The organism is Streptomyces sp. NPDC047072, from assembly GCF_040643855.1.
Taxonomy (GTDB): Bacteria; Actinomycetota; Actinomycetes; order Streptomycetales; family Streptomycetaceae; genus Streptomyces.
The window spans coordinates 111,727-126,597 of record NZ_JBEYVC010000008.1; the positions used below are offsets into that span (position 1 = coordinate 111,727).

The window sequence follows — 14,871 nt, forward strand, 5'->3', positions numbered from 1 at the left end:
CTCGTCCGTAAACCCCCGGCCCCACCGCGCCCTCTGTAGGGACATGAGCCTCACCGGGACCGCGTTCCTCTACACGCTGATCGTGCTGTCCGTCGTCGCCGTCGCGCTCCCCTTCGTCCTGTGGTCGCGCGTCAAGGGGCCACGGGGCCTGCGCGCCCTGGCCCGGATGCTGATGGTGCTCTTCGCCCAGGGCACGGCGGTCGCGCTCGTCTTCGTGCTCGTCAACAACCAGAACAACCTCTACGACAACTGGGCCGACCTGCTCGGCACCGGCGACCACGTCCAGCAGGCCGCGAACCTCGGCGCCGACGGCACCGGCGGCATCTCCCTGAAACGGCTGCCCAAGGTCGAGCAGCACTTCACGAACGCCTCGGGGCCCGGCATGAAGGGCGTGCGGGTCACCCAGCTCAAGGGCCGGGTCTCGGGCGTGGACGCCGAGGTCTACGTCTGGCTGCCGCCGCAGTACGGCAGGCCCGCCTACCGGCACCACAAGTTCCCCGTGGTGGAGCTGCTGTCGGGCTATCCAGGCTCGGCGAAGGCCTGGTTCGGTTCCCTGCACGCGGTCCGCCAGCTGGAGCCGCTGATGCGCACCGGCAAGGTGGCGCCGTTCATCCTGGTCGCCCCGCGGATGAACCTCCTTGCCGGGGTGGACACCGGCTGCGCCAACATCACCGGCACGGTCAACGCCGACACCTGGCTCAGCGTCGACGTGCCGAAGATGGTCAACGACAACTTCCGTACCGTGCCCGCCCCCCAGGGCTGGGCGGTGGCCGGGTACTCGGCGGGCGGGCACTGCGCGACCAAGCTCGCCGTCGCGCACCCCGACCGCTACCGGGCCGCGGTCAGCATGTCCGGCTACAACGACCCCATCGGCGAACGCAACTCGCTGGCCGCCGAGACCCAGGCCCTGCGCCACGCCAACAACCCCTACGTCCTGCTGCGCGACGCCCGCACCCCGCCCGCGATCGCGCTCTACGAGTCCGGCCAGCCCGGCGACGGCTACGAGGCCGGCGTGGGCCTCGAACAGGTCGCGAAGGCGCCGACGACCGTGCACGTCGTCTACATCCCGAAGAGCGCGGGCGGCCACAACATGGCGCTGTGGCGGCCCCAGGTGGTGCCCGCGTTCCGCTGGCTGACCGAGGAGATGGGGCTGCTGCACGGCCGGGCGGGCACTACTCGTCACGAACGGTCGAGCGACGGTTCCACGCCCGCGGCGCTCGCCAGTGGAACCTCATCGCGAGCAGCCTCAGTACGAAGGCCGTGATCGCCGCGAGCGTGCTGGTGAGCGGGGTGAGGGCGTCGTAGCGGATGCAGAGCACGACGAGGACGGCGCCGACGATCGCCGGGACCGCGTACAGGTCGCGGTCCCAGCGCAGCAGCGAGGGCACCTCGTTGGCGAGGACGTCCCGGAGCACCCCGCCGCCCACGGCGGTCATGAGGCCGAGGGCGGCGGACTGGGTCAGGCCGAGCCCGTAGTCGTACGCCTTCGTCGTGCCGGCGACGCAGAACAGGCCGAGGCCGGCCGCGTCGAAGACGTTCACCGCGACCTGGATCCGCTCGACCTGCGGGTGCAGGAAGAAGACCAGGAGGGCGGCGAGCAGCGGGGTGGTGAAGTACCCGAGATCCGTGAAGGCGGCGGGCGGGACGGCCCCGATGACGAGGTCGCGCAACAGCCCTCCGCCCAGCGCGGTGGCCTCGGCGAGGACGGCCATCCCGAAGACGTCGAAGTTCTTGCGGACGGCCAGCAGCGCGCCGGAGATGGCGAACACGAAGATGCCGACGAGGTCGAGCGTGTGCTGGACGGAGGGGCTGAACAGTTGCTGAAGCACACCGCATTGTCGCGCGCGGGTTCCTACAGGGCCGGTTTGCCGGTCGTGTAGATCCACTTCTGGAAGAGGTCGTCCAGGTTCTGGCCGGAGACCTTCTCGGCGAGCGCGATGAACTGGGCGGTGTCCGCGTTGCCGTAGCGGTGCAGCTTCGTCCAGGTCGGCAGCAGCGTGAAGAACGCGGTGTCGCCGATGCGCTCGCGCAGCGCCTGGAGGGTCATCGCACCGCGCTGGTAGCCCGCGGAGGCGAACATCGTGTCGCGCTGCGGGTCGGCGACGGTGATCTGCCAGAAGGGGTTGTCCGCCGGGCGGGCGTTGTACGCGGCCAGGAACGAGTCGTGCGCGCTGCGGGTGCCCTGGTGCTCCGCCCACAGCCACTGGGCGTAGGTGGCGAAGCCCTCGTTGAGCCAGATGTCCTTCCAGTGCGCGACGGAGACGCTGTCGCCGAACCACTGGTGGGCCAGCTCGTGCACGATCGTCGTCTCGCTGCGCACCGCCGAGTACACCGGCTTGGTCTGCACCTCCAGCGAGAACCCGGCCTGCGGCATGTCGTCGACGATCGCGCCGGTCTCCTCGAAGGGGTACGGCCCGAAGACCTGCGACCAGTAGTCGGTGGCGGCGGCGGTGACGCCGTACACGTCGACGTTGTTGCTGTTGCTGAGGACCGGGTCGATGGCCACGTAGATCGGGGTGCCGCCGGGTGTCGTCCCGGTCCGCACGTCGAACTTCCCGATGGTGGCGGTCGCCAGGTAGGTCGCCATCGGCTTCTTCTCGCGCCAGTGGGTGTACGTCGAGCCGCCCTTGTCGTACGTCGACACGAGCCGGCCGTTGGAGACCGCGGTCAGGCCCTTCGGCGTCCTGATCCGGATGTCGTAGGTGGCCTTGTCGGAGGGGTGGTCGCTGGAGGGGAACCAGGTGGAGGCGGCGTTGGGCTCGCAGGCGACGAAGACCCCGTCGGCGGTCTTCATCCAGCCGTAGTCGGAGCCGAAGACGATCGGACCGCTGAGCGGCTCGGGCACCCCGCCGTAGGTGACTTCCACGGTGAAGTCGTGGCCCTTGCGCAGGTATTGGCGCGGGGTGATCCGGATCTCGTCGCCGTCCCGCGCGAACTGCGCCCGCCTGCCGTCGACTTCGACCTTGGTGACCTCCAACTGCTGGAGATCCAGGTCGAACGCGGAGAGGTTCCGGGTGGCGCGGGCGGTGAGTGCCGTACGGCCGTCCAGGCGGTCGGTGTCGGGGTTGTACGCCACGTCGAGCGTGTAGTGGCGGGCGTCGTAGCCGCCGTTGCCGAGGAGCGGGAAGTAGCTGTCACCGATGCCGGGGGCGCCGGGTTCCGGGGCCGGGGCGGCGGCGATGACACAGAAAGAGGCCACCGCGGTGACGGTGGCCCCTAAGCGTGCTGAACGGGAGAGTCTCATGTGTCGTCCCTTTCGAGCGTGTGCCGATAAGTCGGACACGGACGACTCTTCACTCTCCCGTTCGAGCATGTGCATGACTTTGCCAACTTGTCATGCGTTACTTGTCGGTTGACTCCTGACCGGTGGATTCCGCTTCGGTCGCCTCGGTCTCCGACGCCTCGACCTCCGCCGCCACCGCCGCCGACGTCTCCGCCGACTCCGCCAGCACCTCGTCCGCGACCAGCTCGGCCGCCTCCTTGGCCGCCGTCAGCAGGACGGTGTCCTGCGGGGCCTGGTCCTCGAAGTTCTCGGGGTGGTGGCAGGCGACCTGCTGGCCCGGCTTCAGCTCGGTGAGCTTCGGCTCGGTGGTCTTGCAGATCTCCGTCGCCTTCCAGCACCGGGTGTGGAACCGGCAGCCGGTCGGCGGGGAGATCGGCGAGGGCACGTCGCCCTTGAGCAGGATCCGCTCGCTCTTGGCGTTCCTGCGCCGCGGGTCCGGGATCGGCACCGCCGACATGAGCGCCTTGGTGTACGGGTGCATCGGCGCCCGGTACAGCGACTCGCGGTCGGCCAGCTCGACGATCTTGCCGAGGTACATCACCGCGATGCGGTCCGAGACGTGCCGTACGACGGACAGGTCGTGCGCGATGATCACGTACGTCAGGCCGAGCTCCTGCTGGAGATCGTCCAGCAGGTTCACCACCTGCGCCTGGATCGACACGTCCAGCGCGGAGACCGGCTCGTCCGCGACCACGAGCTTCGGCTTGAGCGCGAGCGCGCGGGCGATGCCGATGCGCTGGCGCTGACCGCCGGAGAACTCGTGCGGATAGCGGTTGTAGTGCTCGGGGTTGAGACCCACGACCGACAGCAGCCGCTGGACCTCCTTCTTGATGCCGCCCTCGGGCTCGACGCCCTGCAGCTTGAAGGGGGCCCCGATGATCGTGCCGATGGTGTGGCGCGGGTTCAGCGAGGAGTACGGGTCCTGGAAGATCATCTGCACGTCACGGCGCATCGGGCGCATGCCGCTGACACCGAGGTGCGTGATGTCCTTGCCCTCGAACTCGACCGTGCCGCCGGTCGGCTCCAGCAGCCGGGTGATCAGCCGGCCCATCGTGGACTTGCCGCAGCCCGACTCGCCCACCACACCCAGCGTCTCGCCGGAGCGCACCTCGAAGTCGAGGCCGTCGACGGCGTGCACCGCGCCGACCTGCCGCTGGAGCAGCCCCTTCTTGATCGGGAAGTGCTTCTGCAGGCCCGTGACCTTCAGCAGCACCTCGCCGTCGGCGGCGTGGCTCTCGCTCTGCGCGGGTTTGGTCCCCGCTTTCTCGTCACTCACAGCTTCGGCGCAATCTCTTCGGTCCAGATACGCTCCCGCTGCTCCGTACTCATGTGGCAGGCGGCCCAGTGCTGGCTGCCGACCTCGGTCAGCTCGGGGCGGACCGTGCGGGTCACGTTGTCCTTCGGGATGTCGGCGTACGGGCACCGCGGGTTGAAGGCGCAGCCGGACGGCACGTTGATCAGGGAGGGCGGGGAGCCCTTCACCGGGATCAGACGCTCCTGCTGCTCGCGGTCGAGGCGGGGCATCGAACCGAGCAGACCCCAGGTGTAGGGGTGCCGCGGCTCGTAGAACACCTTCTCGGCCGGGCCGCGCTCCACACAGCGGCCGCCGTACATCACCAGGATGTCGTCGGCGAGTTCGGCGACGACGCCCAGGTCGTGGGTGATGACGATGATCGCCGAGCCGAACTCCTTCTGCAGATCCCGGAGCAGGTCGAGGATCTGCGCCTGGACGGTGACGTCCAGGGCGGTCGTCGGCTCGTCCGCGATGAGCAGCTCGGGGTTGTTGACCAGCGCCATCGCGATCATCGCGCGCTGGCGCATCCCGCCGGAGAACTCGTGCGGGTGGGAGTCCACCCGCTTGTCCGGCTGCGGGATGCCGACGCGGTCGAGCATCTCGATCGCGCGCTTCTTCGCGGTCTTCTTGTCCACGTCGTGGTGGATGCGGTACGCCTCCACGATCTGCTGCCCGATCGTGTAGTACGGGTGCAGCGCGGACAGCGGGTCCTGGAAGATCATCGACATCTCGCGACCGCGCAGCTTGCGCACGTCGTCGGGGTCGGCGGAGAGCAGCTCGGTGCCGTCCAGCCAGATCTCGCCGGAGATCTGCGCCTTGCGCTTGCCGTACTGGCCGGCGGTGTGCAGGCCCATGATGCCCAGCGAGGTCACCGACTTGCCGGAGCCCGACTCGCCCACGATGCCGAGGGTCTTGCCCTTCTCCAGCTTGAAGGAGAGCCCGTCGACGGACTTGACCAGGCCGTCGTCGGTCGGGAAGTGGACCTTGAGGTCGCGTACTTCCAGGAAGGAGGTCGGCGCGGGCGAAGCGCTGGTGGGCTCGCCCACGGCCGCTCCGCTCTTGCTGAGTTCGGTCATGCGAGCCTCACTCGGGGGTCGATCACGGCGTACAGGATGTCCACCACGAGGTTGGCGATGAGCACCGCGACAGAGGTGATCAGGGTGACACCCAGGATGATGGGCAGATCCTGGTTCTTGATGGCGTTCAGTACGGCCTGACCGAGGCCGGGCAGGCTGAACGCCGTCTCGGTCAGGATCGCGCCGCCGATGAGGGCGCCGAGGTCCATGCCGAGCATGGTCAGGATGGGCGTCATCGTCGAGCGCATGGCGTGCTTGCCGATGACGATCCGCTCCTTGAGGCCCTTGGCGCGGGCGGTGCGGATGTAGTCCTCGCCCAGGATCTCCAGCATGGTCGCTCTGGTGATACGGGCGTACATCGCCGCGTAGAGGAAGGCCAGCGTGATCCAGGGCAGGATCATGCCGCCGAACCAGCCGGTGAAGCTGTCCGCCAGGGGCGTGTACTGCCCGTCGAACCAGTGCAGTCCGAAGACGAAGATCGACAGGGAGATCAGGGCGGTGAAGTAGATCGGGAGGGAGACACCCGAGAGCGCGACGACCATCACGCTGCGGTCCCAGACGCTGCCCCGTTTGAGCGCGGAGAGCACGCCCGCCGAGACACCGATGAGCAGCCACAGCACGGCGGCACCGAGCGCGAGGCCCAGGGTCACCGGGAAGCGGTCGGTCAGCACCGGCCAGACGGCCTGCTCGCTGCGGAACGAGTAGCCGAAGCAGGGCGCGGAGCAGTGGGTGACGTCGCCGCCGCCCACGTACGTGCGGCCTACGAAGAGGCCCTTGAAGAAATGCCAGACCTGGGTGTAGATGGGGTCGCCGAGGCCCAGCTTCTGCCGCACGCCCTCGACGGCCGCGGGGTCGGCCTGCTTGCCCACGAAGCTCGACGCGATGTCGACGCCCGCCCACTTGGGGACGAGGAAGAAGATGCAGTAGACCACCGTGACGATGACCACGAGCATCACTACGGCGGCGAACAACCGCCTGATGAGGTAAGCGAGCACAGCTCTCGGCCCGCCGCGGGAGCGCGGGCCACCGGAGATCGTCCGGTGGCCCGCGGTCACGCTGCGCCGGCCTTCACCTGCCTTTCGTGCCGTATGGCGGGTGTGCCGGTTACTTCGGGTTCTTCAGACCGAGGTTCACGAAGTCGTACATACCGCTGTAGTTGTTGGTGGTGTAGACGTTCGCGAGGTTGCTGGAGCGCCAGTTGATGAACTTCTCGAAGACGAAGGGTAGGTAGTAGCCGCCCTCCATCACCTTGTGGTTGATCTCCGTGGCGATCTTGGTCTTGCCGGCGTCGTCCAGCGTGGTGACGTACTGGTCGAACAGGCCGTCGATCGTCTTGTCCTTGATGAGCGCGTAGTTGGAGTTACCGCTCTCCAGGATGTACTTGCTGTCCCACAGCGGCAGACCGAAGCCCTGGACGGTCGGGAAGTCCGGACCCCAGCCCATGATGATGATGCCGTAGCCCTTCTTCTGGACGTTCGAGGGGCTGCCGATGATGCCGGTGGTCTGCGAGCCGTCGTACTGGTCGATCTGGGCGTTGATGCCGACCTTCTTCAGCGACGCCTGCAGGGACGTGGCCGTGGCCACCTCGACCGGCTTGTTGTTGCGGACCGCGATGGTGGTGCTGAAGCCGTTCGGCTTGCCGCAGGCCTTCAGCTCCTCCTTGGCCTTGGCGGCGTTGCCGCTCTTGTTGGCACCGGAGATGCCGTACGGGTCGTAGCTCTGGCCCTCGGAGCCCGGGACCGACGGGGGCAGCATGTTGGTGCCGATGTCACCACCGGCGATCGGGCCACCGCGGGCGGTCTGCAGCGAGACGTGGTCGGCACCGTAGATCACGGCCTTGCGGCAGTGCTCGTTGTCGAACGGCTTGACGCTCTGCGGGAAGACCGCGTAGCGGATGTAGCCGGAGACCGGGTTGTCCAGGTTGGCCTTGTGCTGCTTGAGGGCGGTGGTGCGGCCCTGCGGCGACATGCCGGTCTGGTTGATGTCCAGGTCCAGGTCACCGTTGAGCAGACGCTGGTCGAGCTGGTTGGCGTCCGAGAAGAACTGGACGGTGATCTTGTCCGGGTACGCCTTGCGGATCGGGTCCGAGGACTGCTTCCAGTTCGTGTTGCGCGTCAGCGTCAGGTCCTTGCCCGGGCTGTACGACTCGAACTTGTACGGGCCGGAGGAGAACGGGTGCAGACCGTACTTGGACTTGGTGTCCTTGTCCTGGCGGACCGGGGACGCCGAGACCAGGCCGAGTACCTCTTCGAAGTCGGAGTTGGCCTGCGGCAGGTGGAAGACGATCGTCTTGTCGTCCGGCGTGTCGATCGCCTTCAGACCGAGCTTGTCCGCGGAGGTGTCCTTGTAGGGACCCTTGTACTCGCCCTTGGGGTCGAGGATGTCCTTCAGGTACACCGGGCCGCCGGACAGCACGTCCTGCGCCCACACGCGCTCGATGCCGTACTTGACGTCCTTGGAGGTGATCGGCTTGCCGTCCTCCCAGGTGACGCCGTCACGCAGGGTGTACGTGTAGGTCTTGCCGTCGTCCGTGACCTTGGCGAGACCGGTGGCGAGGTCCGGCGTCAGCTCGGCGCCCGCCTTGCCCGGCTCGGTCTTGCCCGTGACCAGCTGACGGCTGTAGTAGCGCGCGAAGTTCCACATGAAGCCGTAGTAGCCACGCGTGGTGTCCCACGAGTCGGCGTCCTGGGCGCCGCCGAACTTCAGCGTGCCGCCCTTCTTGGCCAGAGAGGCCTGGGCGACCTTGTTGTTGGCGGCGTCGTAGCCGGGCGCGCCGGTCTTCGAACCACCGTCGTCGTCAGAGCCACCGCCGCCGCACGCCGCCGTGGTCAGCAGCGCAGCGACCGCGGCGACAGCGGCCAAGGCCTGCTTACGCCGCCCTGAGGTGCGTTGGGTAGTCACGATCTCGGATCCTCCGGATTTGATGAGAGACCCCGTGATGGGTGCCACGGGACAGTTGCGGTACGGCAGTTCAGCGGGAACCCTTCGGGTCGAGCGCGTCCCGCACGCCGTCGCCGAAGAGGTTGAAGGCCAGAACGGTGATGAAGATCGCCACACCCGGAACCACCATGTACATGGGGTCCGAGTCGTAGTAGTCGAGCGCGCTGGAGAGCATCTGCCCCCACGACGAGGTCGGGGGCTTGACGCCCACACCCAGGAAGCTGAGCGCCGCCTCGGTGAGGATGTTGGTGGGGATCATCATCGTCGTGTAGACGACGATCGGGGCGACCAGGTTGGGCAGCAGCTCCTTGAACAGGATGTAGAACCGCCCGGCGCCCAGCGACCGGGCCGCCTCGACGTACTCCCGCTCGCGCAGGGAGAGCGTCTGACCGCGCACCACACGTCCGATGTAGGGCCAGCCGAAGAAGCCGATGACCACGATCATCACGAACACACGCACGGACGAACCGGTCAGGCCCAGCAGTTCGTTGGGCATGACGGAGACCAGGGCGATGATGAACAGCAGCTGCGGGAAGGCCAGCAGGCCGTCCATGACCCGGCTGATGACCGTGTCGAGCCAGCCGCCGAAGAAGCCCGCGAGCACACCGAGGACGGTGCCGAGGACGATCGCGACGACCGCGGACAGGAAGCCGACCAGCAGCGAGATACGGGCGCCGTAGAGGACGCGGGCGAAGATGTCGCGGCCGCTGACCGGCTCGACGCCCAGCCAGTGGTCGCCGCTGACGCCGCCCAGGGAGCCCTTGGGGGTGCCGAAGAGCGGGTCGATCAGGCTCTCGTGGTACGCGTCGGGGTCCTGTCCGTACAGGTTGGTGATCACCGGCGCGAGCAGCGCGACCAGGATGAGCAGAAGCACGACGACGCCGCCCGTGAGGGCGAGCTTGTCCCGCTTCAGGCGCTCCCAGGCGATCCGGCCCAGGGAACGTCCCTGTACGGCCTTCTCACCCGCGGCGAGCGCCGCTTCTTCGGCCGCACTCGGAGCCGCTTCCGCGGTCGGCTCGTGCAATGGTGCCGTCATCTGGCAGGGACCCCTCTCAACCGGCGGTGACCGGCCCGCACTTGCCGCTTGTAGCGGCGTGTTCACGTCGTACGCAGGGGTAGACCACCCCTTGCTGCCGGAGTCTTCAACGCTTCAGCGATCTGGAGCCAGACTTGGCGGTGAAAGGATGCATAAACGTGATGCGGGCTGGAGTATTCCGTTATCCGAACGGCGGGTTGCGAGAGCCGGACGGCCACGAATCGGGGCACATCGACCCCAAAGTGAACCTACTGTTCGGATCTACGCGCGGAGAAGCCTACTCCGTCCTGAGCGGGATGCCGCGCAACCGCGTCGGAACGGGTTCCGCCGCCCCTACGGTCAGTACCGGCCCGACGCCGGTGGGTAGCCGTAACCGGCCGCGGGGGCCTGGGCGGGAGCCGCGTGTGCCTCGCGGTCGTAGAAGGGGCGGGCGCCGGAGCGCATCCACAGGGCCACCGGGTCGAAGTCGTCGGACATCGCCACGGTCGACACCGGGAGGCCGTCCGGGACGGCGCCGATGGACTGCTGCATCATCGCGCGCACCGAGTCGACGGCCGAGGGGCTGGTGTCGTAGACGTCCAGGCCGATGGCCAGATACGGCGCCCCGAGCGCCGGCTGCACCCAGGCGCGGCGCAGTGAGCGGACCGCCGGGGTGCGGTGGGCGTTCTGCACGAGCAGGGCGTAGAACTGGGGGATCTCGATGCCGGGTTCCGCGAGGCGGAGGGGGCCGGCGGGCTGGCGTTCCAGGCCGGTGGCGATGCGGCGCAGGTCCAGCCAGGGGATGCCGACGCCGCCGCCGGGGGCGTGCGGGTTGAGCCAGAGGCCGAAGTGGTCGGGGTACAGGGTGCGGGCCACGTCGAGGCCGTCGACCACCTCGTACGAACGGTTCCAGCCACTTGCCGACAGCTCCTGGGCCGAGGTCACGCAGGGGGCGTAGCCGTAGCCCTCGACCTCCATGTTTCCGTACTGGGCGTCCGGGGAGCCGGCCTGGCCGTGCCACAGGAGCATCCAGATCTGGCCGGCGTTGGGGGTCGCGAGGGCGCGCAGCAGTGCCTCGTAGGCGTCGTAGCGCCCGGGGGTCACCTGGCGCAGCATGTGCTCGACCGTGCCGGTCGCGGTGCCGGTGCCGCTCACGTCGTATCGCCCTTCTTGGAAGTTGCCCCTAGTGGAAACCAAGCTTATGCGCCCACCGGGCAGGAGCCTGTTGACCGTTGGCGGGTGCGGGTTGTCTGTGGCTTGTCGCGCAGTTCCCCGCGCCCCCAAAAAGGGGTGGACCACTAACCCTGCGTATAGAAGGGCCGGACCTGCTCGCGCATCCAGTACCCCACCGGGTCGTCCGCCACGTCCAGCAGGACCAGGTTGACCGGCCACTTCACCGGGGTGGTGTGCAGGGCCCTGCCCAGCGCGTCCATCGGCAGCGTGCGCAGGTCGCCCTCCCATTGGGAGAGTTCTACGCCGATGAACATGACCGGGTCGGCCGTTTCGATCGCGGCCAGGCAGCGGCGGGCCGTCAGGACCACGCCGGTCGCGGCGAACTCGGCGGACGCGGTGGCGAGGAAGTCCACCGGGTCCTCCTGCCAGTCGGGCTGGTAGAGCTTGACGCGGCCGCCGGTGTTGGGGCCGTCCAGCGGCGTACGGCCCACCCGGCACAGGTCCGCGACCGCGGCCGGCGGGAGCGGGACGCCGACCACGCCGTCGGGGTTCACGGCGATGCCGACCTGCGGGGGCAGCCCGCGGGCGAACTCGACCGCGGGGGCGATGGTGTACGACATGTGCGAGCCGGCGACCTGGCGGAACTGCTCCTCGGAGCTGAAGACCGGCACGAACGCCTGGCCCTCGATCTCCAAGGTGGGCAGGTCGAGAGGGCCGCTGTGCGGGCCGCCGCCGCCCGGCAGCGGGACCCAGACGAAGCTGCGGCCGAGCACCTCGATGATCCGGCCGCCCGCCGAGGGCATGCCGAGGGAGGCCGAGAGCACCTCCTCCAGTTCGTTGCCGGGCCAGCCGCCGTGCGGGTGCGGGTGTGCCTGTGCCGGGAACGCCGAGAAGTCCGCGGGGAGATCCGCCGGGAAGTCCATCTGTCTGACCGCCTGCTGTGAACCACTGTCTGGTGTGGCTGAAAGGCTAGCGGGTACCGCCGGGATGGCTCAGCCCGTGAAGCCGATCCGCCGAAGGACGTCCGCCGCCTCGCGGTCGACGATGACCGCCGAGTCGCAGCCCGGGGGCAGGTCACCGCGCTCCACCGCCCGGATCAGCCGGGCGGCCGCGCCCCGGTGCCGCAGGAAGGCGTAGCGCGAGACACCGCGGCCGCGCTCGCGCTGGCCCTCCAGTGCCAGGTCCGGGGTGACGTCGAGGAGCAGCAGGTGCAGGGTGCCGCCGCGGCGCCGGGCGTCCCGGGCCAGCCAGCCGCGCACCCACGCCTGGGTGCCGCAGTCGTGCACGACGACGCCCTTGCCGGAGCGCAGGGCCTTGCGCAGTCCGGCGTAGTGCGCGAGCCGGACCAGGGGGCGGTAGACGGCGTACGGCAGGAAGCGGGCCAGCCGGCCGTCCCAACGGTCGCGGGTGTCCTGGGAGTCGATCCGTATCCCCTTGACCGCGCGCCGCATCAGCGTGGACTTGCCGCTGCCGGGCAGGCCGGTGATGACCACGAGGTCGCGGGGGCCGAAGAGCAGGGCGTGCGGGCTGTGCCCGGAGCGGTCGCGCAGGTCGCGGACCACCGGTGCCGGGCGCGCGTCACGGGCCTCGACGGCCGGGGCCGTGGGCTGCTTGGGCAGCGCCACGCCCGTGGTCGTCGCGTACGCCGTCGTCCTGTTCACCGTCATCGTCCTCCTCCGGGGTCGGGGTTCCCCTCCCCACCGAGCGTAAAGAGAAGGTAATGGACGATCTCTCGTGTTTCTGTACGCGTACAGCCACAGGCCGGTTACAAAAGGCGGCCCTGCCCTCCGCGTCCCAGCCGTGCAATGATGTCCGCGCCAACTGCATACCGGCCGTTTGAATCCGCGCGGGAGAGTCCCGGGTCGTGTACCCGGGCGCCGAAGGAGCAAGTCCCTCCCTTGAATCTCTCAGGCCCCGTTACCGCGCGGGCGAGGCACATCTGAAAAGCGGGCCGCCGGCTTCGGTGGTCCCACCCACGGTGCAAGCCATGTCCTTCATGGCGAACCTCTCAGGTTCCGATGACAGATGGGGAGGAACGTTCCTCGCCTGTCATGCCTTGGATTCTGGAGACGACCGTCCGATGAGCAGCACAGATATCCGTCGTACCGCGCTCGATGCCCTGCATCGCTCGCTCGGTGCCACGATGACCGACTTCGCCGGCTGGGACATGCCCCTGCGCTACGGCTCCGAGCGCGACGAGCACAACGCCGTGCGGACTAGGGCCGGGCTCTTCGACCTCTCCCACATGGGCGAGATCACCGTGACCGGTCCGGAAGCGGCCCGCTTCCTGAACTACGCCCTGGTCGGGAACATCGGCTCCGTGGGGGTCGGGCGCGCCCGCTACACGATGATCTGCCGGGCCGACGGCGGCATCCTGGACGACCTGATCGTCTACCGGCTCGGGGAGACCGAGTACCTGGTGGTGGCGAACGCGGGCAACGCGCAGACCGTCCTGGACGCGCTCGTGGAGCGGGCCGCCGGCTTCGACGCCGAGGTGCGGGACGACCGGGACGCCTACGCGCTGATCGCCGTACAGGGGCCGGAGTCCGCGGGGATCCTCGCTTCCGTGACCGACGCCGATCTCGACGGGCTCAAGTACTACGCCGGTCTGCCGGGCACGGTCGCCGGGGTCCCCGCGCTGATCGCCCGTACCGGGTACACCGGCGAGGACGGCTTCGAGCTGTTCGTGGCGCCGTCCGACGCGGAGGCGCTGTGGCAGGCGCTGACCGAGGCCGGCGAGGGCGTCGGCCTGGTCCCCTGCGGGCTGTCCTGCCGGGACACGCTGCGCCTGGAGGCGGGCATGCCGCTGTACGGGCACGAGCTGTCCACGGAGCTGACCCCCTTCGACGCCGGGCTCGGCCGGGTGGTGAAGTTCGAGAAGGAGGGCGACTTCGTGGGGCGCGAGGCCCTGCGGAAGGCCGCCGGCCTCGCCGAGGAGAAGCCGCCGCGCGTCCTGGTCGGCCTGGTCGCCGAGGGGCGTCGGGTGCCGCGCGCCGGGTACGCGGTGGTCGCGGACGGCCGGGTGATCGGCGAGGTCACCTCCGGGGCGCCCTCCCCCACGCTGGGCAGGCCGATCGCCATGGCCTACGTCGACGCCGGGCACGCGGCGCCGGGCACGGCCGGGGTCGGTGTGGACATCCGGGGCAGCCACGAGCCGTACGAGGTCGTGGCGCTGCCGTTCTACAAGCGCCAGAAGTAGCCGTCGGCGTGACGGCGCACACATCGTCGCTGCTCACGCACGTCCTCCGCAGTCCCCCCTTCACCAGCACTCCCCCGCGTACAGGAGAATTCAGGCCATGAGCAACCCCCAGCAGCTGCGTTACAGCAAGGAGCACGAGTGGCTGTCGGGCGCCGAGGACGGCGTCTCGACGGTCGGCATCACGGAGCACGCGGCCAACGCGCTCGGCGATGTCGTCTTCGTCCAGCTCCCGGAGGTCGGGGCCGCGGTGACCGCGGGCGAGACCTGCGGTGAGCTGGAGTCGACCAAGTCGGTCAGCGACCTGTACTCCCCTGTGACCGGTGAGGTCACCGAGGTCAACGAGGACGTCGTCAACGATCCGTCGCTGGTGAACTCCGCCCCGTTCGAGGGCGGCTGGCTGTTCAAGGTACGCGTCGCGGAGGAGCCGGGCGACCTGCTCTCCGCCGACGAGTACACCGCCTTTTCCGCCGGCTGAGGACCGTAGATGACCCTTCTCAACACGCCCCTGCACGAGCTGGACCCGGAGATCGCCGCCGCGGTCGACGCCGAGCTGGGCCGCCAGCAGTCCACCCTGGAAATGATCGCCTCCGAGAACTTCGCCCCCCTCGCGGTCATGGAGGCCCAGGGCTCGGTCCTGACCAACAAATACGCCGAGGGCTACCCCGGCCGCCGCTACTACGGCGGCTGCGAACACGTCGACGTGGCGGAACAGATCGCCATCGACCGGCTCAAGGCCCTGTTCGGCGCGGAGTACGCCAACGTCCAGCCCCACTCCGGCGCCTCCGCCAACCAGGCAGCCCTCTTCGCGCTCGCCCAGCCCGGTGACACCATCCTCGGGCTCGACCTCGCGCACGGCGGGCACCTGACCCACGGGATGCGGCTGAACTTCTC

General features: G+C 69.0%; 13 protein-coding genes, 1 pseudogene and 1 riboswitch. Of the genes and pseudogenes, 4 read left to right on the plus strand and 10 right to left on the minus strand.

Going from position 1 to position 14,871, the window contains the following annotated elements:
- Positions 1 to 43 precede the first annotated feature (43 nt).
- Positions 44 to 1,264 (plus strand): alpha/beta hydrolase-fold protein, encoded by a 1,221-nt coding sequence (locus ABZ896_RS05870; protein WP_360922538.1) that lies wholly within the window; start codon positions 44 to 46, stop codon positions 1,262 to 1,264.
- Here ABZ896_RS05870 and ABZ896_RS05875 read toward each other — a convergent pair.
- From ABZ896_RS05875 to ABZ896_RS05920, 10 genes are all read right to left on the minus strand, one after another.
- Positions 1,173 to 1,829, minus strand: coding sequence for a trimeric intracellular cation channel family protein (locus tag ABZ896_RS05875; protein WP_360922541.1), 657 nt, complete (start codon positions 1,827 to 1,829; stop codon positions 1,173 to 1,175). The genes ABZ896_RS05870 and ABZ896_RS05875 overlap by 92 nt on opposite strands.
- A gap of 23 nt (positions 1,830 to 1,852) precedes the next feature.
- Positions 1,853 to 3,244, minus strand: a complete 1,392-nt coding sequence (locus ABZ896_RS05880; protein ID WP_360922543.1) for a M1 family metallopeptidase — start codon at positions 3,242 to 3,244, stop codon at positions 1,853 to 1,855.
- A 97-nt stretch (positions 3,245 to 3,341) separates the two neighbouring features.
- Positions 3,342 to 4,559, minus strand: coding sequence for a dipeptide ABC transporter ATP-binding protein (locus tag ABZ896_RS05885; RefSeq protein ID WP_360922546.1), 1,218 nt, complete (start codon positions 4,557 to 4,559; stop codon positions 3,342 to 3,344).
- Positions 4,556 to 5,653 carry an ABC transporter ATP-binding protein gene (locus tag ABZ896_RS05890; RefSeq protein ID WP_360922549.1) on the minus strand — a complete coding sequence of 366 codons (1,098 nt, stop codon included), beginning with the start codon at positions 5,651 to 5,653 and terminating at the stop codon, positions 4,556 to 4,558. Before ABZ896_RS05890 ends, ABZ896_RS05885 begins: the two co-directional genes overlap by 4 nt.
- Entirely contained in the window at positions 5,650 to 6,648 is a 999-nt protein-coding gene (locus ABZ896_RS05895; RefSeq protein ID WP_360922581.1) for an ABC transporter permease, read from the minus strand. The genes ABZ896_RS05890 and ABZ896_RS05895 overlap by 4 nt, the downstream gene beginning before the upstream one ends.
- Before the next feature lie 109 nt (positions 6,649 to 6,757).
- The gene (locus ABZ896_RS05900; RefSeq protein ID WP_360922552.1) at positions 6,758 to 8,554 is read right to left on the minus strand and encodes an ABC transporter substrate-binding protein; all 1,797 of its coding nucleotides are present in this window, start codon (positions 8,552 to 8,554) and stop codon (positions 6,758 to 6,760) included.
- A 70-nt stretch (positions 8,555 to 8,624) separates the two neighbouring features.
- The gene (locus ABZ896_RS05905; RefSeq protein ID WP_360922555.1) at positions 8,625 to 9,629 is read right to left on the minus strand and encodes an ABC transporter permease; all 1,005 of its coding nucleotides are present in this window, start codon (positions 9,627 to 9,629) and stop codon (positions 8,625 to 8,627) included.
- Positions 9,630 to 9,968: 339 nt separating this feature from the next.
- On the minus strand, positions 9,969 to 10,763 hold the full coding sequence (locus ABZ896_RS05910) for an enhanced serine sensitivity protein SseB C-terminal domain-containing protein (protein WP_360922558.1): 795 nt from the start codon (positions 10,761 to 10,763) through the stop codon (positions 9,969 to 9,971).
- Between the two features lie 143 nt (positions 10,764 to 10,906).
- A complete protein-coding gene (locus tag ABZ896_RS05915) occupies positions 10,907 to 11,704 on the minus strand; it encodes an enhanced serine sensitivity protein SseB (RefSeq protein WP_360922561.1) in 798 nt (265 codons plus the stop codon).
- 69 nt (positions 11,705 to 11,773) lie between these two features.
- On the minus strand, positions 11,774 to 12,448 hold the full coding sequence (locus tag ABZ896_RS05920; protein ID WP_360922565.1) for an AAA family ATPase: 675 nt from the start codon (positions 12,446 to 12,448) through the stop codon (positions 11,774 to 11,776).
- A 170-nt stretch (positions 12,449 to 12,618) separates the two neighbouring features.
- Positions 12,619 to 12,714, plus strand: a riboswitch (glycine riboswitch).
- A gap of 147 nt (positions 12,715 to 12,861) precedes the next feature.
- Between ABZ896_RS05920 and gcvT the strand changes: the two genes are divergently transcribed.
- From gcvT to ABZ896_RS05935, 3 genes and pseudogenes are all read left to right on the plus strand, one after another.
- Positions 12,862 to 13,980 (plus strand): glycine cleavage system aminomethyltransferase GcvT, encoded by a 1,119-nt coding sequence (gene gcvT, locus ABZ896_RS05925; protein WP_360922568.1) that lies wholly within the window; start codon positions 12,862 to 12,864, stop codon positions 13,978 to 13,980.
- A 97-nt stretch (positions 13,981 to 14,077) separates the two neighbouring features.
- A complete protein-coding gene (gcvH, locus tag ABZ896_RS05930) occupies positions 14,078 to 14,455 on the plus strand; it encodes a glycine cleavage system protein GcvH (RefSeq protein ID WP_360922571.1) in 378 nt (125 codons plus the stop codon).
- 9 nt (positions 14,456 to 14,464) lie between these two features.
- A pseudogene (locus ABZ896_RS05935) lies at positions 14,465 to 14,871 on the plus strand (serine hydroxymethyltransferase); the annotation flags it as partial.

Bases quoted from the DNA above. Each gene is read 5' to 3' on its own strand.
- ABZ896_RS05880 (WP_360922543.1), bottom strand. From the start codon at position 3,244: ATGAGACTCTCCCGTTCAGCACGCTTAGGGGCCACCGTCACCGCGGTG.
- gcvH (WP_360922571.1), top strand. From the start codon at position 14,078: ATGAGCAACCCCCAGCAGCTGCGTTACAGCAAGGAGCACGAGTGGCTG.
- ABZ896_RS05920 (WP_360922565.1), bottom strand. From the start codon at position 12,448: ATGACGGTGAACAGGACGACGGCGTACGCGACGACCACGGGCGTGGCG.
- ABZ896_RS05905 (WP_360922555.1), bottom strand. From the start codon at position 9,629: ATGACGGCACCATTGCACGAGCCGACCGCGGAAGCGGCTCCGAGTGCG.
- ABZ896_RS05870 (WP_360922538.1), top strand. From the start codon at position 44: ATGAGCCTCACCGGGACCGCGTTCCTCTACACGCTGATCGTGCTGTCC.
- ABZ896_RS05890 (WP_360922549.1), bottom strand. From the start codon at position 5,653: ATGACCGAACTCAGCAAGAGCGGAGCGGCCGTGGGCGAGCCCACCAGC.
- ABZ896_RS05915 (WP_360922561.1), bottom strand. From the start codon at position 11,704: ATGGACTTCCCGGCGGATCTCCCCGCGGACTTCTCGGCGTTCCCGGCA.
- gcvT (WP_360922568.1), top strand. From the start codon at position 12,862: ATGAGCAGCACAGATATCCGTCGTACCGCGCTCGATGCCCTGCATCGC.